Origin of the sequence: Streptomyces sp. Ac-502, from assembly GCF_045222935.1 — a bacterium.
Taxonomy (GTDB): Bacteria; Actinomycetota; Actinomycetes; order Streptomycetales; family Streptomycetaceae; genus Streptomyces; species Streptomyces monomycini.
On record NZ_JBHFFO010000001.1, the window covers coordinates 149,440 to 171,397 of the forward strand.

Genomic DNA, 21,958 nt, shown 5'->3' on the forward strand with positions numbered 1-21,958 from the left:
GATGGGCGGCGACCCGCGGCGCGGAGTGCTGCCGAGCAGAGCGGAGCCGGACAGCACCCGGCCCGGTGCCGGAGCGCGCCCGGCCGGCATCCCGAAGACCGTGGGCATCGTCTGGGGGCTGCTGATCCTCAACACGCTCGGCTCCGCCGGGGCGAAGACCATCATCCCGCTCCCCCGCTCCCTCATCCAGCTCGTCACCATGGGGGCGCTGGTCGCCGCGTTCACGCTGGCGCTCGCGCTCAACCTCCGGCTGCGCATCCGGTCCAGCGCCTTCCTGCTCCTGCTCACCCTGCTCCTCGTACCGAGCGTGATCTCCAGCCTGCAACTGGAGTCCGGGCTCGGCGCGCTGTTCCGCTGCGCCCGGCTGGCACTGTTCGTCTGCACACTGTGGCTGCTCAGCCGCTGGTGGGACGGCCTGATGTTCGTACGGCACCACATCCGGGCGTACTTCGCGGTGCTCGGGTCGGTCGCCGTCGGCCTGGTCGTCTCGCCGGGCGCGGCCCTGCCCGAGCTGTACGGCGGGCGGCTGGTCGGCGCGTTGTGGCCGCTCACCCCGCCGCAGATCGGCCAGTACGCCGCAGTGATCGTGGGGCTCACCGTGCTGCTCGTCCTGGGCCGCCGTACCGACAGGGCGAGCGCGGCGGTCGTCGTCGTGCCCTCGCTCGTCCTGCTCGCGTTGACCCACACCCGGACCGCCACGCTCGGCCTGCTCGTCGGGCTGACGCTGGCCATCGGATCGCTCGTCCTGACCAGCGCCGCCGCCCGCCGGTTCTTCACCTGGGCGGTGCTGTGCGCCGCGGTGGCGGCGGTGGGCTTCGCGTCCGCGCTGCGGGTGTGGTTCCTGCGCGGCCAGAGCCAGGAGTACCTCACCAGTCTGACCGGCCGGGCCACGGTCTGGGACGCCCTGCTGGCGGCGCCCCGGACGGCCGTGGAGACGCTGTTCGGCGTGGGCCTGGGCGACAAGTCGTTCGGCGGGCTGCCGATCGACAACAGCTGGCTGGCCGTCTACCACGAGCAGGGGCTGACCGGTATCGCCCTGGTGGCGGCGATGATCATCGTGCTGGGCGGCGTCGCGTTGCTGCGGCCGCCCTCGCTGCCGAGGGCCTGCGCCATCTTCCTGGTCAGCTACTGCGCGATCGCGTCGTACACCGAGGCCGGACTGGGCGACGCCTCGCCGTACCTGCTGCACCTGACCGTGGCCGCCGCGCTGCTGGCGGCGCCCGCCACGACCACGCCGCTCCCGGCGCCCGAACCCCCAGACGACACGTCCCGCGATGGGCCCGGGACCGGAGGTGACCTCGCACATGCACGTCCTCGTGGTGCACAACCGTTACGCCTCGGCGCAGCCGAGCGGCGAGAACAAGGTGGTCGACCAGGAAGCGGAGCTGCTGCGCGCGGCCGGCCACCGGGTCGGGGTGTTCGAGCGGCGCAGCGACGACATCGCCGGCCGGTCCCTGCCGGGCAAGGTCGCGGTGCCGCTGCTGGTGCCGTGGAACCCGGCGGTGCGCACGGAGCTGGCCGCCCGGCTCCGCGCCGAACGGCCGGACGTGGTGCACATCCACAACGTCTTCCCGCTCCTGTCCCCCGCGGTGCTGGCCGCCTGCGCCGACGCCGGCGTGCCCGCCGTCGCCACACTGCACAACTACACCCAGGTCTGCCCGCCCGGCACGCTGCAACGGGACGGCCGGCCGTGCACCGAGTGCGTCGGATCGGCGCCGCTGCCCGCCGTCCGGCACGGCTGCTACCGGAACTCCCGGTTGGCGACGGTGCCGCTCGCGGTCAGCCTGTCCGTCAACCGGCGGCGGTGGTGGACCGGCGTGGACCGGTTCTTCTGCATCTCCGCGGCGCAGCGCGACGTCCTGGTGGAGGCCGGTATGCCGGCCGAGCGGCTGGCGGTGAAGCACAACTTCGTGCCGGAGCCGGACGTCCGCCGCTCGGGCGACGGCGAGCATCTGCTCTACCTGGGCCGGCTCGCCGAGGCCAAGGGCGTACGGCTGCTGATGGCCGCGTGGGACGAGATCGCCGCGGGCGGCGGGGTGGGCGTGCCGCTCGTGATCGCCGGCGCGGGGCCGCTGGAGCAGGAGGTGAGGGCCTGGGCGGCGGGCCGGGACGACGTGCGGTACGCCGGCCTGTACGACCCGGCTCAGTGCCGGCGGGCCGTCGCGCGGTCGGTCGCCGTGGTGGCTCCCTCGACGTGGCTGGAGGCGTTCGGCCTGGTGGTCGTGGAGGCGATGGCGGCCGGGGTCCCGGCCGTCGCCGCCGGTCACGGCGCCTTCGTCGAACTGGTCGAGGACGGGGTGACCGGGCTGCTGCACCGGCCGGGCGAGGCCGCCTCGCTCGCGTCCTGTCTGCGCCGGGTCACGGCCGGGCCGGGGCGCAACCGGGAGATGGGCCAGGCGGCCCGGCGCCGTTACGAGCTGGGGTTCAGCCCGGCCGTCGGTCTTGAGCGCCTGGTGGAGGGGTACCGCACCGCGATCGCGGGTCGGTCCGGCGGCGGGGACGACCCGTCGCCGGCAGGAGACGAAAGCACTGGCTCGCGGTGGGGAACCCGCGCGGGCAGGGATGGGGGCAGTAGATGACACGATGCCGACTCTGTGGTTCGGCGGCGCTGGCCAGCGTCGTCGATCTCGGGGCGACCCCGCCGTGCGAGAGCTTTCTCGCCGCGGACCAACTGGACGAGCCGGAGCCGACGTACCCGTTGCACCTGCGGGTCTGCACCGACTGCTGGCTCACGCAGATCCCTCCGCTGATCACCCCGGAGGAGACGTTCACGCAGTACGCGTACTACTCCTCCTACTCGACGTCCTGGGTGGAGCACGCGCGCGCGTTCGTCGCCGACGCCGCACAGCGGGTGGGGCTCGGCCCGGACGCCTTCGTGGTCGAGGTGGCCAGCAACGACGGGTACCTGCTGAAGCACGTGGTGGACCGTGGGGTCCGCTGCCTCGGCATCGAGCCGTCGGTGAACGTGGGCGCCGCGGCACGCGAGGCGGGCGTGCCCACCGTCACGGAGTTCCTGGACCCGGCCACCGGCTCGGCCGTCCGCGCCGAGCACGGCCCGGCGGACCTGGTGGTGGCCAACAACGTGTACGCGCACATCCCGGACGTGATCGGGTTCACCCGGGGGCTGCGCGCCCTGGTCGCCGACGACGGCTGGGTCTCCGTCGAGGTGCAGCACCTGCTGACCCTGATCGAGCAGAACCAGTACGACACGATCTACCACGAGCACTTCCAGTACTACACGGTCGCGTCCGCGATCCGGGCGCTGGCGAGCGGCGGACTCGCGCTCGTGGACGTCGAGCTGCTGCCCACGCACGGCGGCTCCGTCCGGCTGTGGGCCCGGCCGGACGGGGTGGCCGGCGAGCCGTCCCGCCGGGTGGCCGACGTGCTGGAACGGGAGAAGGCCGCCGGGCTTCAGGAGCTGTCCGGGTACACCGAGTTCTCCGCCCGGGTGGCCAAGGTGCGGCGGGACCTCCTGCGGTTCCTCGTCGAGGCGGCCGAGCGCGGCGAGACGGTGGTCGGCTACGGCGCTCCGGGCAAGGGCAACACCCTGCTCAACCACTGCGGCATCCGGCCCGACCTGCTCCCGTACACCGTCGACCGCAACCCCTACAAGCACGGCAGGTTCACCCCGGGCACCCGCGTCCCGATCCTGCCGACCGAGCAGATCGCCGCCGATCAGCCGGACTACGTACTGATCCTTCCCTGGAACCTGCGGGCCGAGCTGGTCGAGCAGCTGTCCTTCGTGCACGCCTGGGGCGGCCGTCTGGTCTTCCCCATCCCGGAACTGAGCATCGTCGAGGCCACGTCGTGAAAGAGGTCGCAGCATGAAGGTCGTACTGTTCTGCGGCGGTTACGGACTGCGGATGCGCGCCGGCGCGTCCGACGACGTGCCCAAGCCGATGGCCATGGTCGGCCCACGGCCGCTCATCTGGCATGTCATGCGCTACTACGCGTACTTCGGACACACCGATTTCATTCTGTGCCTCGGCTACGGGGCGCACCACATCAAGAATTTCTTCCTCACCTACGAAGAGACGACGTCCAACGACTTCGTGCTGCGCAATGGGCGGATCGTGCTGTTGACCACCGACATCGCGGACTGGAACATCACGTTCGTGCAGACTGGCATCGAGTCGCCGATCGGGGAGCGGCTGCGCCGGGTGCGGCACCACCTGGACGGTGACGAGATGTTCCTCGCCAACTATGCCGACGTGCTCACCGACGCTCCGCTGCCGGAGATGATCGACCGGTTCGCCCGGCGCGACGCCGGTGCCTCGATGATGGTGGTGCCGCCGCAGTCCTCGTTCCACTGCGTGGAACTGGGCGAGGACGGTCTGGTGGGCGGCATCACCGAGGTCAGCGAACTGCCGCTGTGGGAGAACGGCGGCTACTTCGTGCTCCGCCAGGAAATCTTCGACCACATCCCGGAGAACGGGGACCTGGTGGCCGACGGCTGCACCCAACTGGCCAAGCAGGGACGGCTGGTGGCGCACCAGCACCGCGGATTCTGGAAACCGACCGACACCGTGAAGGAGCGGGCCGCGCTGGACACCGCCTACGCCCGCGGCGACCGCCCGTGGGCCGTCTGGGAGCGGGACAGCGCCGGGGCCCGGACGTGATCCGGCTCGGGGCCGGGCCCCTGGAGCGGGTCGTCGCGGTGGGCGCGCACTGCGACGACATCGCCATCGGCGCCGGCGGCACCCTGTTGACGTTGTGCCACGCGCACCCGGGCATCCGCGTCGACGCGCTGGTGCTCTCCGGTGGTGGCGGCGAGCGGGAGCAGGAGGAGCAGGCCGCGCTCGCCGCCTTCTGCCCGGGCGCCGACCTGCGGCTGACCGTGCTCAAGCTGCCGGACGGCCGGCTGCCCGCGCACTGGGACGAGGCCAAGGCCGCGGTCGAGGAGCTGCGCGGGCAGGCCGAGCCGGACCTGGTGCTGGCCCCGCGCACCGAGGACGCCCACCAGGACCACCGCGGCCTGGCGAAGCTGATGACCACCGCGTTCCGCGACCACCTCGTACTCGGCTACGAGATCGTCAAGTGGGACGCCGATCTCGGCCGTCCGGTGGCGTACCAGCCGCTGTCACCGCAGGTGGCGGAGGACAAGGTGCGGCTGCTACAGGAGCACTACCCTTCGCAACGGCACCGGCCCTGGTACGACCGGGAGGCCTTCCTCGGGCTGGCGCGGATCCGCGGCATCGAATGCCACGCGCGCTACGCCGAGGCGTTCGCCGTCACCAAACTCACTCTCGATCTGGGGGACTGAAATTTGCGCGTGCTGCTGACCGGACACCAGGGCTACCTGGGCACCGTGATGGCCCCGGTCCTCGCGGCCGCCGGACACGAGGTCGTCGGTCTCGACGCCGGCCTGTTCGCCGACTGTGTGCTGGGCCCGCCGCCCGTGGACCCGCCGGGGCATCAGGTGGATCTGCGCGACGTCGCGGCCGAACACGTCGCCGGGGTGGACGCCGTGATCCACCTGGCCGCGCTGTCCAACGACCCCTTGGGATCGCTGGCGCCGGAACTCACCTACGACATCAACCACCACGCGTCCGTACGGCTGGCCCGGCTGGCCCGCGGCGCCGGGGTGCGGCGCTTCCTGTACGCCTCCACCTGCTCCGTCTACGGTGCTGCCGGCAGCAGCGACCTGGTGACCGAGGACGCCCCGCTGCGCCCGGTCACCCCGTACGCGGAGTCCAAGGTGCGGGTGGAGGACGACCTGCACGCACTGGCCGACGGCGACTTCAGCCCGGTGTACATGCGCAACGCCACCGCCTTCGGCCACTCACCCCGGCTGCGCGCCGACATCGTGCTGAACAACCTGGTGGGCCACGCGCTGCTGTCCGGCGAGGTGCTGGTGCTCTCCGACGGCACCCCCTGGCGTCCGCTGGTGCACGCCGCCGACATCGCACGGGCCTTCACGGCCGCGCTGACCGCGCCCCGGGAGGCGGTGCACGACCGGGCGTTCAATGTCGGCAGCGAGAGCAACAACGTCACGGTGGCCGAGATCGCCGAGCAGGTCGCCGAGGCGGTGTCCGGCTCGAAGGTGGTGATCACCGGGGAGACCGGTGCCGATCCGCGGTCGTACCGGGTGGACTTCTCCCGGTTCCGCGCCGCGGTGCCCGGCTTCGACTGCGAGTGGACGGTGAAGCAGGGCGCGCTCGAACTCGCCGACGCCTACCGGAAACACGGGCTGACCCGGGAGGGCTTCGAGCAACGCTTCACCCGGCTGGCCGTGCTGCGCGCGGCGTCCGACGCCGGCACCGTCGACGACACGCTGCGGTGGCGCCGGTGACCACAGTCGGCGAGGAGATGTACACACTGGTGGAGCGGCTGTACCCGCTCTGCCGGAGCATCACCGGCGACGGTGTGCGGGCCACTTTGGAGATCGTCGGCGAGTACGTCCCGCTCCAGGTGCACGAGGTGCCGACCGGGACACAGGTGCTCGACTGGACGGTGCCGCAGGAGTGGAACATCCGGGACGCATACATCGCGGACAGCACCGGCCACCGGGTCGTCGACTTCGCGGCGTCCAGCCTGCACGTGCTCGGTTACAGTGTGCCGGTGTCGGCGACCATGCCGCTGTCCGAGCTGCGCCAACACCTGCACACCCTGCCGGAACACCCGGCCTGGGTGCCGTACCGCACCAGCTACTACAAGCCGGAGTGGGGTTTCTGCCTGGCTCAGGAAACCTTGGACGCGCTGCCGGACGGCGACTACGAGGTGCGCATCGACTCCACCCTCACGGACGGCCACCTCACCTACGCCGAGCACGTGGTTCCCGGGCAGGTGCCCGACGAGGTGATCGTCTCCTGCCATGTCTGTCACCCGTCGCTGGCCAACGACAATCTGACCGGTATCGCGGTGGCGACGTTCCTGGCCCGCGCACTGGCGCGGGAAACGCCTTACTACACCTACCGGTTCATCTACGCGCCCGGCACCATCGGAGCGATCACCTGGCTGGCCCGCAACGCGGAGCGGATCGACCGCGTGCAGCACGGCCTGGTACTGGCCTGCGCGGGCGACCCGGGGCACCTGACGTACAAGCGGAGCAGGCGTGGCGACGCGGAGATCGACCGGGTGCTGCGGTACGTACTGGCCGCCTCCGAACGCCCGCACCGCGTCACCGAGTTCACTCCGTACGGCTACGACGAGCGGCAGTACTGCTCGCCCGGTTTCGATCTCGGCGTGGGCTCGCTGAGCCGGACCCCGTACGCCGGCTACCCCGAATACCACACCTCGGCGGACAACCTGGACTTCGTCTCCCCGGACGCGATGGCGGACACGCTCGCCGTCTGCCGCGAGGCGTTCTCCGTACTGGACCGCAACCGCCGGTACGTCAACCTCAGCCCCTACGGCGAACCGCAGTTGGGCCGGCGGGGGCTGTACGACGCGCTCGGCGGCCGCAGCGACACCAAACAGGCCCAGCTGGCCATGCTCTGGGTGCTCAGTCTCTCCGACGGCGGGTCCGGTCTGCTGGACGTCGCCGAGCGGTCCGGACTGCCGTTCGACACCGTCGCCGCCGCGGCCGAGGCCCTGCGCGGCGCCGGGCTGATCAAGGCATGACGCCGATGGCTGCCGAGCGGGAGAAGCGCACCGCCAAGCGGGCCGTCGTCGGCCGGCTGTCCTGGGGGCTGGCCGACCAGGCGGCCTCCAGCATGACCAACTTCGCCGTGGGGATCTATGTGGCGCGCTCGCTGGGGCTGACCGCGTTCGGCGTGTTCAGCCTGGCCTGGGTGACCTACGGCGTGGTGCTCAACGTCTCCCGAGGGGTGGCCACCGACCCGCTCATGGTGCGCTTCAGCGGCGTCCCGGACGCGACCTGGCGCGCGGCGGTGGCCCGGGCGTCGGGGACCGCGCTCGGCGTCGGCTCGGCCCTCGGCGCGGCATGCCTGGCGGCCGGGCTGGGACTGGGCGGAAACGTGGGGTCCGCCTTCGCCTGCCTCGGCGTCGTCCTGCCGTTGCTGCTGTTGCAGGACGCCTGGCGGTTCGCGTTCTTCGCCGCCGGCACCGGGCGCAAGGCGTTCGTCAACGACCTGGTGTGGGGCGTCGCGCTCGTCCCGGCCATGGTGGTGGCGGCCCGCGTCGGCAGCGTGACCGCCTTCGTGCTCGCCTGGGGCGGGTCCGCCGCGGTCGCCGCGGGGTACGGCTGCTTCCAGTCCGGCATCCGGCCCCACCTGGGCGGAGCACGCGAGTGGCTTCGCGAGCACCGCGACCTCGGCTACCGGTACCTGGTCGAGAACGTCAGCAACAGCGGGGCGAGCCAGCTCCGGGCGTACGGACTCGGCGCGATCGTCGGGGTCGGCGCGGTGGGGGTGATCCGGGGCGCCGAACTCCTGCTCGGCCCGTTCCTCGCGCTGCTGATGGGGCTGTCGCTGGTCACCGTCGCGGAAGCGGCCCGGGTACTGCGGCGGGCCCCGCACCGGCTGGGCGCGTTCTGCCTCCTGCTGGGCGGCGGACAGGCCGCCGCCGCGCTGCTCTGGGGCGGCGCGCTGCTGCTGATGCCGGGCCGGTTCGGTGAACTCGTGCTCGGCGAGGTCTGGCACGCCTCCTCCGAGCTGATCGTGCCGATCACGCTCGGCGTCGCGGGCGCCGGCCTCGGCACCGGCGCGGCAGCCGGACTGCGCGCGCTGGCCGCGGCCAGGCGCAGCCTGCGCAGCCAGCTGATCGCCTCCGCCTGCTACGTCGTCGGCGGGCTCGGCGGAGCGGCCCTGGCCGGCACGGCCGGCTCGGCCTGGGGTGTCGCCGGCGCGACCCTCGGCGCCTCGGCCGTGTGGTGGCTGCACCTGCGGTCCGCCCTGCGCGAGCGCCGCCACCATCCCCTCCCCGAAGTGAGGACGCCATGACCGCGTTTCGGAGCATTCCCCGGCTGAGCATCGGCCTGCCCGTGTACAACGGCGAGGAGTACCTCGCCGAGTCGTTCGACGCCCTGCTCGGCCAGACCTACGAGGACTTCGAACTGGTCGTCTCCGACAACGCCTCGACCGACGGCACCCAGGACATCTGCCGCGCGTACGCGGCGAAGGACTCACGCGTCCGGTACATCAGGCTGCTGCGGAACGTCGGTGCCGCACCGAACCACAACTACGTGTTCACCCAGTGCCGCGGCGAACTGTTCAAGTGGGCCTCGCACGACGACCTGTACGCCAGGGACCTGCTGCGCCGCTGTGTGGAGGCGCTGGACGAGCGGCCCGACGTGATCCTCGCCCACTCCGACCAGGCGGTGATCGACGGCGAAGGCAAAGTCAAGGTCCCGTACGAGTACCGGCTCGCCACCGACTCGCCGAGCGCGCCGGAGCGCTTCCGCAGCCTGCTGTTCGAGCCCGGCGGTGACGACTTCTACGGGGTGATGCGCGCCGACGTACTGCGCCGGGTGAAGCCGCACGACAGCTATCACCACGCGGACCGCACCTTCGTCGCCGAGATCACCTTGCACGGGCGGTTCCACCAGGTACCGGAGCTGTTGTACTTCCGCCGTGACCACCCCACCCGCGCCGAGCGGGCGAACCCTCCAAGCGCTCCCGGTGCGTCAACCTGGACCCGCGCCGGGCAGGCCCGCTGCACCCGACACCCCGGCTGCTCGCCGAGTACGTCTGGGGCTTCGTCGCGGCGATCCGGCGGGCGCCGCTGTCCCCGGCCGACCGGCGTGCCTGCTACCGCCACCTGGTCGCGTGGATGACCAGCCGGGTCCGGCCGGGTGCGGGAGAGCGGGTCGAGGACCGCGCGCCGGTCGACCCGGGGCTGCTCAGCGTCTCCGTGGACGACCTCGTCGCAGGACGGGAAGGACGACAGGCATGAGTTCCGCGCACAACGCCCGCGTACGAGTAGGGGTGTTCGGCCTGCTCGGCTCCGGAAACCTCGGCAATGACGGGTCGCTGGAAGCCGTGCTCGGTTATCTCCGCGCCGAGCATCCGGAGGCAGCCGTGGACGCGCTGTGCGGCGGGCCGGAGGTCGTCACAGCCCGGTACGGCATCCCCGCGGCGCGGCTGCACTGGTACCGCGGGGAGTACCGGACCGCCTCGCGTGCGGGCGCGATGGCGGCGAAGGGCCTGGGAAAACTGGTCGACGCCTTCCGTACCGCCGCCTGGGTGCGCCGCCACGACGTGGTGATCGTGCCGGGCATGGGCGTCCTGGAGGCCACGCTGCCGCTGCGGCCGTGGGGCTTCCCGTACGCGCTGTTCCTGCTCTGCGCGAGCGGCCGGCTGACCGGCACCCGGGTCGCGCTGGTCGGCGTCGGCGCCGCCCCGATCGGCAACCGGGCGACCCGGGCCCTGGTGCGCTGGTCGGCACAGTTTGCCACGTACCGCTCGTACCGTGACGACCCGTCCCGCGACGCGATGCGGGCGATGGGCGTGGACACCGCGCGCGACGAGGTCTATCCGGATCTCGCCTTCGCCTTGCCCACGCCGCGCGCGGACACGCCCTCGGATCCGCCGGGGCCGGTCTGCGTCGGCGTCATGGCCTTCCACGGCGGCGACGACGACCGCGCCCGTGCCGACGAGATCCACCGGCGCTACCTCGAAGGGACGACCCGCTTCGTACGGACGCTGGTGGAAGAAGAACGGCCGGTCCGGCTGCTCACCGGCGACGCGTGCGACGCGCCGGTGGTCGCCGCGATCCTCGACGCGGTGGACTCGCCGCTGGTCACCGCCGCCGAGGCAGACTCTCTCTCCGACCTGATGAAGGAGACGGCGGCCGCCGACACCGTAGTGGCGACCCGCTACCACAACCTGATCTGCGCGTTGAAGTCCGGCACGCCGACGCTCGCCCTCAGCTATGCGGCGAAGAGCGACGCGCTCATGGCGCAGATGGGCCTCGCCGCGTACTGCCACCCGGCGCGCGAGATCGACACCGACCGGCTGCTCGCCCAATTCCGGGAATTGGAACGGCGGTCGGCGGAGGTACGGCGGTCCCTCACCGAGCGAGACAGGGCCGCCGCCCAGCGCCTGGAGCACCAGTTCACCGCCTTGACCACGGCCCTGTTCCCGACGCCCGGCCGCACCCGTACCCATGCCCACACCCACGTACACGCGCAGCAGGAGACCCCATGAAAGCGACCGAAGTCCCGGCGATCGACGGGGCGTACCTCTTCGAGCCGACGCCGCACGCCGACGATCGCGGCTTCTTCTGCCGCACCTTCGACGCCGACGTGGTCCGGTCGGTGGGCCTCGACCCGGGCGCCTTCATCCAGGACAGCCTGTCCCGTTCGGCCCAGGGGGTACTGCGCGGACTGCACCTGCGCTCCGGCGCCGGCGAGGCGAAGCTGGTGCGGTGCTCGTACGGAAGGATCTTCGACGTCGTCGTGGACCTGCGGACGGACTCCCCGACCTACCGCAACGTGGCGTCCTTCGAACTGTCCGGCGAGACGCAGGTGACCCTGTATGTCCCGGCGGGCTGCGCGCACGGCTTCCAGGCGCTGACCGGGACCGCCGACACCGCGTACCGGATCGACCGTCCGCACGATCCGGCCGAGGACGTGACGATCGCCTTCGACGACCCGGAACTCGCCATTCCGTGGCCGCTCCCGGTCACCTCGATGTCACAGCGGGACCGGGAGGCACCGAGCCTCGCCAAGGCCCTGCCCCACCATGAGAGCTGAGGTCGGCGTGGACGGCGAAGAGTTCCTCCTGCCCCTGTCACGGCTGGCGAACGAGCGGCTGCACGCCATGATCCCCGGAGGCGCGCACACCTACGCCAAGGGCGACGACCAGTACCCCGAGAACCTGGCACCGGTCATCAGCCACGGCCGCGGTGCCCACGTGTGGGACATCGACGGCAACCGCTACGTCGAGTACGGCTCCGGCCTGCGGTCGGTCAGCCTCGGCCACGCCCACCCCCGCGTGATCGAGGCGGTACGGCGCGAACTCGACCGCGGCAGCAACTTCGTCCGGCCGTCCGTCGTGGAGGTCGAGGCGGCGGAACGCTTCCTGGCCACCGTGCCGACCGCCGAGATGGTGAAGTTCGCGAAGAACGGCTCCGACGCCACCACCGCCGCGGTACGCCTCGCCCGCGCCGTCACCGGGCGCCCGCGGGTCGCTGTCTGCGGCGATCATCCGTTCTTCTCCACCGATGACTGGTTCATCGGCACCACGCCGATGGCCGCGGGCATTCCGGCGGCTACCACCGAGCTGACCGTGGCGTTCCCGTACGGGGACCTGGCCGCCACGGAGGAACTGCTCACCCGCCACCAGGGCGAGGTCGCCTGCCTGATCCTCGAACCCGCCACCCACACCGAGCCCCCGCCCGGATACCTGGCGGGCCTCCGCGAACTGGCCGACCGGCACGGCTGTGTACTGGTCTTCGACGAGATGATCACCGGTCTGCGCTGGTCCGAGGCGGGCGCCCAGGGCCTGTACGGCGTCGTCCCCGACCTCTCCACGTTCGGCAAGGCGCTGGGCAACGGGTTCGCCGTCTCCGCGCTGGCCGGGCGCCGCGACCTGATGGAACGGGGCGGACTGCGTCACTCCGGTGACCGGGTGTTCCTGCTGTCCACCACGCACGGCGCGGAAACGCATTCGCTGGCCGCCGCGATGGCCGTCCTCACCACCTACGTGGAGGAGGGCATCACCGCGCGGCTGCACGCCCTCGGCGAACGGCTGGCCGCCGGTGTCCGCGACGCCGCGGCCAGTATGGGAGTCGGCGACCACCTCGTCGTCCGGGGCCGGGCCAGCAACCTGGTCTTCGCCACCCTCGACGAGAACCGGCAGCCCTCGCAGCAGTACCGCACCCTGTTCCTGCGCCACCTCCTGGCAGGCGGGGTGCTGGCTCCCTCGTTCGTGGTGAGCAGCGCGCTGGACGACGCCGACATCGACCACACCGTGGAGGTGGTGGCCCAGGCGTGCGCGGTGTACCGGAAGGCACTGGACGCCGGGGACCCGACCCCTTGGCTGGCGGGCCGGCCGGTGAAGCCCGTCTTCCGCCACCGGGCGTGATGTGACGCTAGCTACGCTCCCGTCGGGCGGTGTCGGCTGCCCGATCGTCCAGCCGGCCGGCCGTACGGTCACCCGTACGGCCGGCAGCCCGACCCCCCGCCCGGCCCCCCATCCGGCCCGCCGTCCGGTGCCCCACCCGGTCCGCCGTCCGGTCGACCAGCCACGCGGTCGCCGGTGTCACCGCCAGCGCGGTGCACCAGCCGCCGAGGACGTCGGTCGGGTAGTGCGCGCCCAGCGCGACCTGCGCCCAGCCCATGGCGGCGCCGGCAACCACCGCCGCGGCGAGCACCAGTGACGTGCCGGCCACCCTGCCGAGGCCGAGCCGGCCGGTCGCGAGCAGCGCCGCCACGAGGGCGAGTGCGGTGAGGAAGGCGGTGTGCCCGCTCGGGTAGGACAGGTTGTCGCCGTGGATGGTCCGTCCCACCAGGAACTTGAGCAGCGTCGCCGCCCCCACGGCGACGCCGGCCCCGACCACGACGCACACCGCCGCACGCGGACGCCGAAGCAGCAGACAGCCCGCCACGGCGACCACCGTCAACACCACCGCTCCCCCGGGCTCCCCAGAAAGTCCGTGGCCAGGGCCACGCCCCGCCACGGGGGCCGCACACTGTCCGCCGTCGGCCGGACGAACCACCCGTCCACCGTGCCGGGCTGACTGTGACCTGCGTACATCAGCCCGAGCACGACGACGGTCAACGTGGCGAGAGCCGCGATCAGCCCGCACCACGCGCGCAGCAACGGAGGCAGCACCGCAGGCACCGGCCGCCCGGTCACCCGCCCACCGCGTACGGTCGGCCTGCGGCGGTTCGTGTGGTGGGTTGCCGCGTCCGGTAGCTGGTCTTCCGGATCCTGCCTCTTCGCGGCCGGCGGGTGAGCGTACGGACCTTCATCCGACCGGTGGGCGTCCATGCATCAACAGCTTCCTGTTTTCCCTGTTCAGGGGAGGAGGCGGGTTCGTGGCCAACACCGGGTCAGTGTACGTTCCGATGTGCCGCCGACGGCAGTGCGTGTCCTCCCCGAAGCAGAGTCGCACGAGAGCGTCCATACCCGCAGGGCCCCCAACTCCCCCTGGCGCCGTCTGCGTTACGCGACCTTGGGACCGCAGCGCATGCCGATGTAGACACATCCCGTACCGTCGGGCAGCGTGGAGAAGACGACAGGCATGTAGTCCTCGCTGAAGGCCGCGCCCACCCCCGTTCCGGCGAAGACCGTCTCCGTCACCGGCAGCAGATCGATCTCCAGGGGTTCGGAGAAGTCCTTCATGCCGTCGACGAACGCGTACCGCGCGTGGCCCGCGCCGTCCCGTTCCGTCACGGTGATGACGACACCCTCGCGCCGGTACGTGCCGACCAGCGGCGCGAAGTCGACCGCGGGCGGCCGGGCGGGCGGGCCGAAAGGCTCCGGCATCGTCACTCCGGCGAGTTCGGCGAGGAGTTCGCGGTACAGCGCCGCGTACACCTCGCGTGCGCCACCGCCGTTGGTGAGCAGCGCGACCGCGACGCCTGCCGACGGCACCACGCGCAGGTAGCCGTACTGGCCGATGGAGGCGCCGTCGTGTCCGTAGCCCGCGACGCCGTTCCAGTCGTACAGGGTCCAGCCCAGGCCCCAGCCGTCCGAGCTGACCGTCCACTTGTCGGGGCAGTCCACCGCCCGGCGCTGCATCAGCGCGACCGACTCCGCGGAGAGCACGCGCGTGCCGTCCTCGGCCACACCGCCGGCCAGGTGCATCCGTGCGAGCCGGACGAGGTCCCCCGCGCTGGCGACGACCCTGCCGTAGGGGCCCGCCGAGCGCGGCATCATGTCCCATTCCGGCGCCGGGTCCGGCGCCTGGCCCGGCTCGCCCAGGTGTCCCATCGCCGCGCGGAACCGGAGTGCCTGTTCCGGCAGCGTCATGGTGTGGGTCAGGCCGAGCGGGGTCAGGAGCAGGTCGTCGAGTGCCTGGTCCCAGACCTTCCCGGTCAGTACTTCGATGATCCGACCGAGCACGTTGTAGCCGACGCTGCTGTACGAGATCGCGGTGCCGGGCGGGCAGTCGAGCGCCACGTCCTTCGCGGCTTCGACGTACCGGGCGAGACAGTCGTCACCGCGCCCGCTGTCGTAGGTGAAGTCGCAGGTGAGACCGCTGGTGTGACTGAGCAGTCGACGGGTGGTGATCGCCCTGGTCGCCTCCGGATCGGCGACCGAGAACTCCGGCAGTACGTCCACGACCGGCGCGTCCAGGTCCAGTTCGCCCGCTTCGGCGAGCTGCATGATCAGGGTGGCGGTGTAGACCTTGGCTATCGAGCCCATCTGGAAGACCGAGTCGGTGGTCGCTTCCACGCCCGTTCCCCGGTGCAGCACGCCGCTGGCCAGTTCGTGGACGGTCCCGTCCACCAGGAGCGCGAGCGAGGCGCCCGGGACGTGGTGTTCGGCGCGCAGTGCGTCGAGGCGGGCCTGCCAGTGGGCGAGGTCCAGCTTCCGGCCCGCGGAATCCCGGGCACCCCACGTGCCCGTGGCGCCCCAGTTGCCCCGCTCGCCCCAGCTCACGTTCTTCGGCATGCCTGCTCCCCACCTGATGCGTACGGCGTTCTCTCGATGCGGACACCGTACGCACTGCGAACGCTGTACGCAAGGTGCGTACAGCGTGCGCTACGATCGGCGGGGACAGCACGCAGTATCGGAACGAGCAGGAACGAGGACCGCATGCCAGCCGACGAGAAGCCGACCGCATCGGTGTGGACGCGGCCGCGCCGCCCGCAGCGGGAGCAGCTGACCCGCGAGCAGATCGTGGCCGCGGCGGTCGAACTGCTGGACCGGGAGGGCACCGAGGCGCTCAGCATGCGCAGGCTCGGCAACCGGCTGAACGCCGCGGCCACGTCGCTCTACCGGCACGTGGCCAACCGCGACGAGCTGATTCAGCTGGTCGTGGACGACGTGTTCGGCGAACTCGAACTACCGGCCACCGCCGACGGGCCCCAATGGCGCGCGGCCGTCACCCGCATCGCCACCGATCTGCGGGCGATGACCCTGCGCCACCCCTGGATCGCCCCCGAACTCGGCCAGGTCGGCCTCGTCCACATCGGCCCGAACGCCGTGCGGATGTCATCGGGGCTGCTCGCCCAGTTCGAGGCGGCCGGCTTCCCCACGGAAGAGAAGGACCAGGCCGCGGGGACGCTCACGGCTTACGTCATCGGAATCGCGACCTCCGAGGCCGCCCATCTCTCCTTGATCGCCCGCAGCGGCAAGACCGAGCAGGAGTGGGTGGCGGGCCTGCGGCCGGCCTTCGACGAGGCTTCGCGGCAACACCCGCGACTGCGGGACGGCAACTCCGCCCAGCAGGACGTGCATCCGCAGCAGATCCGCGACGAGACTTTCTCCTACGGACTCGACCGGGTCCTCGACGGCCTGGCGGCCCGGCTCGACGCCTGAGCCGGTGCGCCGGCGCCCCGGGCGCCCTCAGACCCTCCCCGCCAGCGAGAGGCTGACGATGAGCAGGCCGAACCCGACCCCGGTGACGGCGGCACAGTGAGGAGAAGCCAGTCCACCGAGGACGAAGCGGGCTGACCGGGAATCATCAGGTGTCCGACCCTGGTCAGCCGGTCCAGGTCCACGGTGCGGCGGCCGAACAAGGTGCGGGCGGTCAGCAGCCCGCCCCGCATCTCGGGCTGTCGCGGGGCGGTGGCCACCAGGCAGACCGTGGCGGCCACGATGTGCGAGAGGAGGGCCAAGACGCACCAGCCGTCGCCGATGGCCCCCGCCCGCACCAGGAGCGGCGGCAGGAGGACCATCACCAGAGCGGTCAAGGCCGTCACCCCCAGGGCGTACCTCCTGGCAGTGTGCCCCTGTCCGGGCGCACAAACGTCATCAGTCGTGGACACCGGCTGACCGTATCCGAGCCCGTTCCAGCCCCCGGCCCGGGCCCTGGCCGTTGTGGCCTTCATACGGGGATGTCTCCTTCCTCACCCTAAGCCACTCAGCCCGCCCACCCGTCCGGGACTCAATACAATACAGAGCTGTGCTGTATCGTATTCGTGTGAAGCTTGACGACGATCCCGAAGAGCGCACCCTCACCACGTCGGCCCCGTCCGCGAGGGCCCCCGGCCGGCCGCGCAGCCGCGAGGCGGACGAGGCGATCCTCGCGGCCGCGCTCGATCTGCTCATCGAGCGTGGTGCCGGCTGGGCGAGTATCGAGCAGGTGGCGCGCCGCGCCGGAGTCACCCGCGCCACCGTGTACCGGCGCTTCCCGACCCTGACCGACCTGTTGGTGCGTGCGGTCGAGTGGGAATACCGGGACGTGGATCCCCGCTCGATGGACTGGCCGGACATCGACAGCATGGTCACGGCCTGGGCCGAGCACCTCGGCAAACCCCGCGCACGCAGGCTGATCCGTCGCCTCTACGGCACGGTCGACGACCTCCCCGAACTGCTGCACGCCTACCACAAGGCACACGGCAGCCACCGCGGCCTCGCGGTGCGCACCACTCTGGAGCGAGCCCGCGCGGCCGGGCAGCTTCCCCGGACAGCGATCCGGAAATCCTTCAGCAGATGCTCAGTGGCGCGGCCCTGCAACACCTGGCCGCGCACCCCGACACCACCAGCGCGCAAGAGGTCAAGGCCTACTTCCTCGCCGTCCTGGGCCAGGCCGGGCTGCAGACCGCCCCCGTACCGCGAAGGAGCACCGCACGATGACCGAGAACATGGCGTGGCTGGGACGGGATGCCCGCAGGGCCCGCAAGGAGGGGATGCCCGGCATCACGCGGCGGCAGCGCGACCGGTTGGCCGCCATGGTCACCCACGCCCGGACCGCCTCCCCGTACTACCGCAGCCTCTACCGCGACCTGCCCGAGCGGGTCGAGGACCCGGCGCTGCTGCCCGTCACCGACAAGAAGAAGCTGATGGGGCACTTCGACGACTGGGTGGCCGACCGCGCCATCACGTACGAGAAGGTGCGCGCCTTCAGCGACGACCCCAGCCGGATCGGACAGCGGTTCCTCGGGAAGTACATGGTGGCCACCACCTCGGGCACCAGCGGCCGACGCGGCCTCTTCGTCCTCGACGACCGGTACATGGACGTGGGCGCCGCACTCACCTCCCGGGCGCTGGCCTCATGGCTGGGCCCCGCCGGGCTGCTCCGCGCAACCGCTCAGGGTGGCCGCTTCGCCCAACTCGTGGCCACCGGCGGGCACTACGTCGGCTTCGCCGCGTACTCCCGCACCCACCAAGCGGGCGGATGGCGCAGCAAACTGCTCCGGGCGTTCCCGGTGCACACACCGATGGCGCAACTGGTGGCCGAACTCAACGCGTACCGCCCCGCCTTCGTCATCGGATACGCCAGTACGATCATGCTGCTCACCGCCGAGCAGGAAGCCGGCCGCCTGCGCATCAACCCGGTGCTGGTCCAGCCGGCCGGCGAGACGATGAGCACCGACGACACCGACAGGATCGCCCGCGCCTTCCGCAGCACGGTCCGCGCGATGTACAGCGCGACCGAGTGCACCTACCTCAGCCACAGCTGCGCCCACGGCTGGTACCACGTCAACACCGACTGGGCCGTGCTCGAACCGGTCGACGCCGATCACCGACCCACCCCGCCCGGCCAGTACTCGCACACCGTACTGATCAGCAACCTCGCCAACCGCGTACAGCCGTTCCTGCGCTACGACCTCGGTGACAGCGTCCTGCTCCGGCCCGACCCGTGCCCGTGCGGCAACCCGCTGCCCGCACTCCGTGTTCAAGGCCGCGCGGGCGACATCCTCACGTTCCCCGCCCACGGCGGCGACCCCGTGCAGCTCGCTCCCCTGGCCTTCGGCACCCTGTTCGACCGCACTCCTGGAGTCGAGCTGTTCCAGGTCGAGCAGACCGCCCCGGCAACCCTGCGGATACGTCTGCTGCCCGCAGCCGGTGCCGACCCCGACCGCGTATGGCAGACCGCCCACCAGGAGCTGACGCGCCTCCTCGCCGACAACGGACTCGACCACGTCACGGTCCAGCGCGCCGAAGAACCGCCCCAGCAGGCAGCCGGCGGCAAATATCGCACGGTCATTCCTTTCGACCGGGCGGGCACTCGCCTCTGATCGGCAGCGGTGTGCGGGCAGCTACCGCAGCGTCGGGCCGGGCGTCATGGTGTGTACGTGTGTCCTGATGTGTACGTGGCCGGACCGCCCGGGCGGTGGGATTCGGGCAGGGCATCGCGATCCAGCAGGAGGTCGATGTGCTGGCGCAGCCGGGCGAGCTGTTCGGCGAGGGCTGCGGCGGTGGCCAGCGTTCCGGCCGGGGCGCAGGGTACGGGCAGTTGACCGAACAGGTCGCGGGCGCTGTCTTCGACGGTCTGCAGCCGGGCGTCCAACTCGGCCGGCACCGGGCTCGCCGGCACCGGCGTCGCTGCCGTCCGCCCACCGCTGCGGCGCAGCACTTCGCCTTGCAGCAGGGCTCGCTGGTCGTGCAGGCGCCGGTTGACGCGGTACAGGTCGACGAAGACGTTGACCTTGGCGCGCAGTGCCCACGGATCGAACGGCTTGACCAGGTAATCGGAGGCACCGGCCGCGTAACCACGGAAGGTGTGGTGCGGTCCATGGCTCGCGGCCGTCAGGAAGATGATCGGTACGTGGCGGGTACGGGCGCGACGCTTGATGTGGGCGGCGGTCTCGAAGCCGTCCATGTGCGGCATCTGCACGTCCAGCAGTATCAACGCGAACTCCTCGACGAGCAGGGCCTTGAGAGCCTGCTCCCCGGAGGTGGCGCGCACCAGGTCGTACCCCAGGGGCGCGAGGACGGCCTCCAGGGCCAACAGGTTCTCCGCCCGGTCGTCCACCAGCAGGATGACGACCGGATCGGCGCGCTTCGAGCTCGGGGCTACAGCGGTACGGACCGCGCCCGGGACTGCTTCGGTACGGCCCGGGCCTGGGGCTGCTTCGGTGCGGAAAACCGCAGGCGTGGGGGCCTCCGGGGGCACGGAGGGGGCGGGGACCGACCTCGTGTGGGCCGCGGGCGCCGGGGCGGCCGCGGTACTCCGCTGGGTCGCACTGTGGTGCACGGCGTTGGTGATTTCTGGCATGGCCGACGCTGCCTTTCCCTGCACTGTACGAACCGGGTGTTGCTGGCGCCGTACTGCTTCATACGGCCACACTGGAGCGGCTGCCGGTCCACGAAGGTCGTTTCACACTGTGTCCCACGGGTTCCCCGCGTGCCACGACTAAACGGCCACCGCACCGGTTCGCGGCTCTGGACGTGGCGTACTGCGGGCTCACGGTGTGAATGTCATGTGAAGTCACTGGTACCGAGCGCGCTTTGGTTCATGACCGGGTGAAGGGTCGTACGGATGTCGCACCCGCGTTACGCGTCGGGACGAGCCGTCACGCGAGGTCGCTTCGGGCCGGATCGGCATGGCCGCGTCGGCTGGTGCGTCCCGGCACGCCGGGCATGGTGCGGTACTGGACGCATGGGGCGAGGGCCTGTGTACGTGACGCCGTTGTGTGGATTCCCAAACGGCCCATGAAATCAACTCGCACGCACACAGGCTGCACCCCCTGCCTGCTGCACCTCCGCGGAATTCAGTACGAGTCCCGAACGGTTCGACGCATACCGCTGTGCTGCCAGCGTGCCTGACGGGACCGACGCGTTTACAGGGAACAGAACAGTGGCCGATATCCGCGCTGAACACATGGCCCTGACGCGGCGTCACCCCGGAAATCCGGTTGACCGGGACCGCGTGGCGCTGGCTAAGTTCACGTATGGCCGAGATTCAGGGTTCCTACGATGATCTGTTCACCGCTGCGCCCGGCGTGCTGGCCGCGTTGCTGGACGCCGGAGACACGGGCGCCTCGGTGGCGGTCTTCGTGGACGGCGAGCCGGTGGTGGATGTCTGGGGCGGATGCGTCGACGCGGACCGCACAGCCCCGTGGCAGCGCGACACGATCACCGGCGTGTGGTCCGTCACCAAGACGATGACGGCGCTGTGCGCCCTCGTCCTGGCTGACCGCGGTCAACTCGACCTGGACGCGCCGGTGGTTCGGTACTGGCCGGAGTTCGCCGCGGCGGGCAAGGACGGGGTGCTGGTACGGCACCTGCTCGCGCACACCGCGGGCCTGCCCCACTGGAACGGCCCGGTCGAGGAGCTCTACGACTGGCCGTCCGCCACGGCGCGGCTCGCCGCCCAGGCTCCGCAGTGGGAGCCGGGCACGGCGGCCGGATACCACTCGCTGACCCAGGGCTTTCTCGTGGGCGAGGTGGTGCGCCGGATCACGGACCGCAGCGTGGGCGAGTTCCTCGCCGACGAGGTGGCCGGCCCGTTGGGCGCGGATTTCCACATCGGGCTGTCCGCCGAACACGACCACCGGGTCGCGCTCTCGGTCCCACCGCCGTCGCGGGACGAAGACCACCTCTCGAGCGCACCCGGCGCCACCGCAGCCCCCACCGCCGGAACCGGGATCCGGGTCCGGGACGGGAACAGCATCGCCTGGCGCCGCGCACAGATCCCCGCGGCGAGCGGGTTCGGCAATGCCCGCTCGGTCGCTCTGGTGCAGTCGGTGTTGGCGTGCGGAGGAACGGTGCGCGGTGTGCGGCTGCTGTCGCAGGCGGGTTGTGACCGTGCGCGGGAGGAGCAGTTCAGCGGCGAGGACCACATCCTCGGCATGCCGATGCGCTACGGCCTGGGTTACGGCCTGTTCGGCAACACGTACGGCTGGGGCGGCTGGGGCGGCTCGATGGTCGTGATCGATCCCGACGCCCGCATGGTGGTGGCGTACGTGACGAACCAGATGCGCGAGCCCGGGGACGACAACCGCGGACTGGAGATAGTGATGGCCGCCTACGACGGAATCCAGGCCCTGCGCGCCTGACCGCACCAGCCCTTCCACCCCCAGCACCGTCGACGTGACCGCGGAGTTCGGTACTCCGATGTTCTGAAGGCCCTGTGAAACCTGTGCCGTCGGGTCCCTACCCACCGACCGACGGCACAGATCTCGACGGCGGGGATTCCCGTGGCGCAGTGTGGTACGAAACGGCGATCGTCACCAGAGCCGCGATCCCAGGGGCCACCAGCACGAGGAAGA

General features: G+C 71.5%; 17 protein-coding genes and 4 pseudogenes. 17 read left to right on the top strand and 4 right to left on the bottom strand.

What is annotated here, in order from left to right; genetic code table 11:
* Position 1 precedes the first annotated feature (1 nt).
* The 12 genes and pseudogenes from ACEXOX_RS00750 (at position 2) to ACEXOX_RS00805 (ending at position 12,929) form a co-directional block, all read left to right on the top strand.
* Positions 2–1,296, top strand: a pseudogene (locus ACEXOX_RS00750) (O-antigen ligase domain-containing protein).
* Positions 1,297–1,304: 8 nt separating this feature from the next.
* Complete coding sequence (locus ACEXOX_RS00755) at positions 1,305–2,579, top strand: glycosyltransferase (RefSeq protein ID WP_406518476.1); 1,275 nt, start codon at positions 1,305–1,307, stop codon at positions 2,577–2,579.
* A complete protein-coding gene (locus ACEXOX_RS00760) occupies positions 2,576–3,811 on the top strand; it encodes a class I SAM-dependent methyltransferase (protein WP_406518477.1) in 1,236 nt (411 codons plus the stop codon). Before ACEXOX_RS00755 ends, ACEXOX_RS00760 begins: the two co-directional genes overlap by 4 nt.
* A gap of 13 nt (positions 3,812–3,824) precedes the next feature.
* Positions 3,825–4,619, top strand: a complete 795-nt coding sequence (locus ACEXOX_RS00765) for a sugar phosphate nucleotidyltransferase (protein ID WP_406518478.1) — start codon at positions 3,825–3,827, stop codon at positions 4,617–4,619.
* On the top strand, positions 4,616–5,263 hold the full coding sequence (locus ACEXOX_RS00770; protein ID WP_406518479.1) for a PIG-L deacetylase family protein: 648 nt from the start codon (positions 4,616–4,618) through the stop codon (positions 5,261–5,263). The genes ACEXOX_RS00765 and ACEXOX_RS00770 overlap by 4 nt, the downstream gene beginning before the upstream one ends.
* 3 nt (positions 5,264–5,266) lie before the next feature.
* Positions 5,267–6,292 (top strand): NAD-dependent epimerase/dehydratase family protein, encoded by a 1,026-nt coding sequence (locus tag ACEXOX_RS00775; RefSeq protein ID WP_406518480.1) that lies wholly within the window; start codon positions 5,267–5,269, stop codon positions 6,290–6,292.
* Positions 6,280–7,563: a DUF4910 domain-containing protein gene (locus ACEXOX_RS00780; RefSeq protein ID WP_406518481.1), complete on the top strand. Its 1,284-nt coding sequence runs from the start codon at positions 6,280–6,282 to the stop codon at positions 7,561–7,563. Before ACEXOX_RS00775 ends, ACEXOX_RS00780 begins: the two co-directional genes overlap by 13 nt.
* The gene (locus ACEXOX_RS00785; RefSeq protein WP_406518482.1) at positions 7,560–8,843 is read left to right on the top strand and encodes a hypothetical protein; all 1,284 of its coding nucleotides are present in this window, start codon (positions 7,560–7,562) and stop codon (positions 8,841–8,843) included. The genes ACEXOX_RS00780 and ACEXOX_RS00785 overlap by 4 nt, the downstream gene beginning before the upstream one ends.
* Positions 8,840–9,795: pseudogene (locus tag ACEXOX_RS00790) on the top strand (glycosyltransferase family 2 protein). Before ACEXOX_RS00785 ends, ACEXOX_RS00790 begins: the two are co-directional and overlap by 4 nt.
* Entirely contained in the window at positions 9,792–11,048 is a 1,257-nt protein-coding gene (locus tag ACEXOX_RS00795) for a polysaccharide pyruvyl transferase family protein (RefSeq protein ID WP_406518484.1), read from the top strand. Before ACEXOX_RS00790 ends, ACEXOX_RS00795 begins: the two are co-directional and overlap by 4 nt.
* Positions 11,045–11,596, top strand: coding sequence for a dTDP-4-dehydrorhamnose 3,5-epimerase family protein (locus tag ACEXOX_RS00800; protein ID WP_406518485.1), 552 nt, complete (start codon positions 11,045–11,047; stop codon positions 11,594–11,596). Before ACEXOX_RS00795 ends, ACEXOX_RS00800 begins: the two co-directional genes overlap by 4 nt.
* 7 nt (positions 11,597–11,603) lie before the next feature.
* Positions 11,604–12,929 (top strand): glutamate-1-semialdehyde 2,1-aminomutase, encoded by a 1,326-nt coding sequence (locus ACEXOX_RS00805; protein WP_406526179.1) that lies wholly within the window; start codon positions 11,604–11,606, stop codon positions 12,927–12,929.
* A 7-nt stretch (positions 12,930–12,936) separates the two neighbouring features.
* Here ACEXOX_RS00805 and ACEXOX_RS00810 read toward each other — a convergent pair.
* Positions 12,937–13,703: pseudogene (locus ACEXOX_RS00810) on the bottom strand (phosphatase PAP2 family protein).
* 309 nt (positions 13,704–14,012) lie between these two features.
* Positions 14,013–15,467, bottom strand: coding sequence for a serine hydrolase domain-containing protein (locus ACEXOX_RS00815; RefSeq protein WP_406518486.1), 1,455 nt, complete (start codon positions 15,465–15,467; stop codon positions 14,013–14,015).
* Between the two features lie 144 nt (positions 15,468–15,611).
* Between ACEXOX_RS00815 and ACEXOX_RS00820 the strand changes: the two genes are divergently transcribed.
* Positions 15,612–16,337 (top strand): TetR/AcrR family transcriptional regulator, encoded by a 726-nt coding sequence (locus tag ACEXOX_RS00820; protein WP_406518487.1) that lies wholly within the window; start codon positions 15,612–15,614, stop codon positions 16,335–16,337.
* Here the strand turns inward: ACEXOX_RS00820 and ACEXOX_RS00825 are convergent.
* Positions 16,286–16,720, bottom strand: coding sequence for a hypothetical protein (locus tag ACEXOX_RS00825; protein WP_406518488.1), 435 nt, complete (start codon positions 16,718–16,720; stop codon positions 16,286–16,288). The genes ACEXOX_RS00820 and ACEXOX_RS00825 overlap by 52 nt on opposite strands.
* 221 nt (positions 16,721–16,941) lie before the next feature.
* Between ACEXOX_RS00825 and ACEXOX_RS00830 the strand changes: the two are divergent.
* The 3 genes and pseudogenes from ACEXOX_RS00830 to ACEXOX_RS00840 all read left to right on the top strand — a co-directional run.
* Positions 16,942–17,163, top strand: a pseudogene (locus ACEXOX_RS00830) (helix-turn-helix domain-containing protein); the annotation flags it as partial.
* Positions 17,164–17,453: 290 nt separating this feature from the next.
* Entirely contained in the window at positions 17,454–17,597 is a 144-nt protein-coding gene (locus tag ACEXOX_RS00835) for a hypothetical protein (protein ID WP_406518489.1), read from the top strand.
* On the top strand, positions 17,594–18,982 hold the full coding sequence (locus tag ACEXOX_RS00840) for a phenylacetate--CoA ligase family protein (RefSeq protein WP_406518490.1): 1,389 nt from the start codon (positions 17,594–17,596) through the stop codon (positions 18,980–18,982). The genes ACEXOX_RS00835 and ACEXOX_RS00840 overlap by 4 nt, the downstream gene beginning before the upstream one ends.
* 44 nt (positions 18,983–19,026) lie before the next feature.
* Here the strand turns inward: ACEXOX_RS00840 and ACEXOX_RS00845 are convergent, their stop codons facing one another.
* Positions 19,027–19,728 carry a two-component system response regulator gene (locus ACEXOX_RS00845; protein ID WP_406526180.1) on the bottom strand — a complete coding sequence of 234 codons (702 nt, stop codon included), beginning with the start codon at positions 19,726–19,728 and terminating at the stop codon, positions 19,027–19,029.
* A gap of 910 nt (positions 19,729–20,638) precedes the next feature.
* On the opposite strand from ACEXOX_RS00845, the gene ACEXOX_RS00850 reads away from it, so the two are divergent.
* Positions 20,639–21,745, top strand: a complete 1,107-nt coding sequence (locus ACEXOX_RS00850) for a serine hydrolase domain-containing protein (protein WP_406518491.1) — start codon at positions 20,639–20,641, stop codon at positions 21,743–21,745.
* Positions 21,746–21,958: the final 213 nt, after the last annotated feature.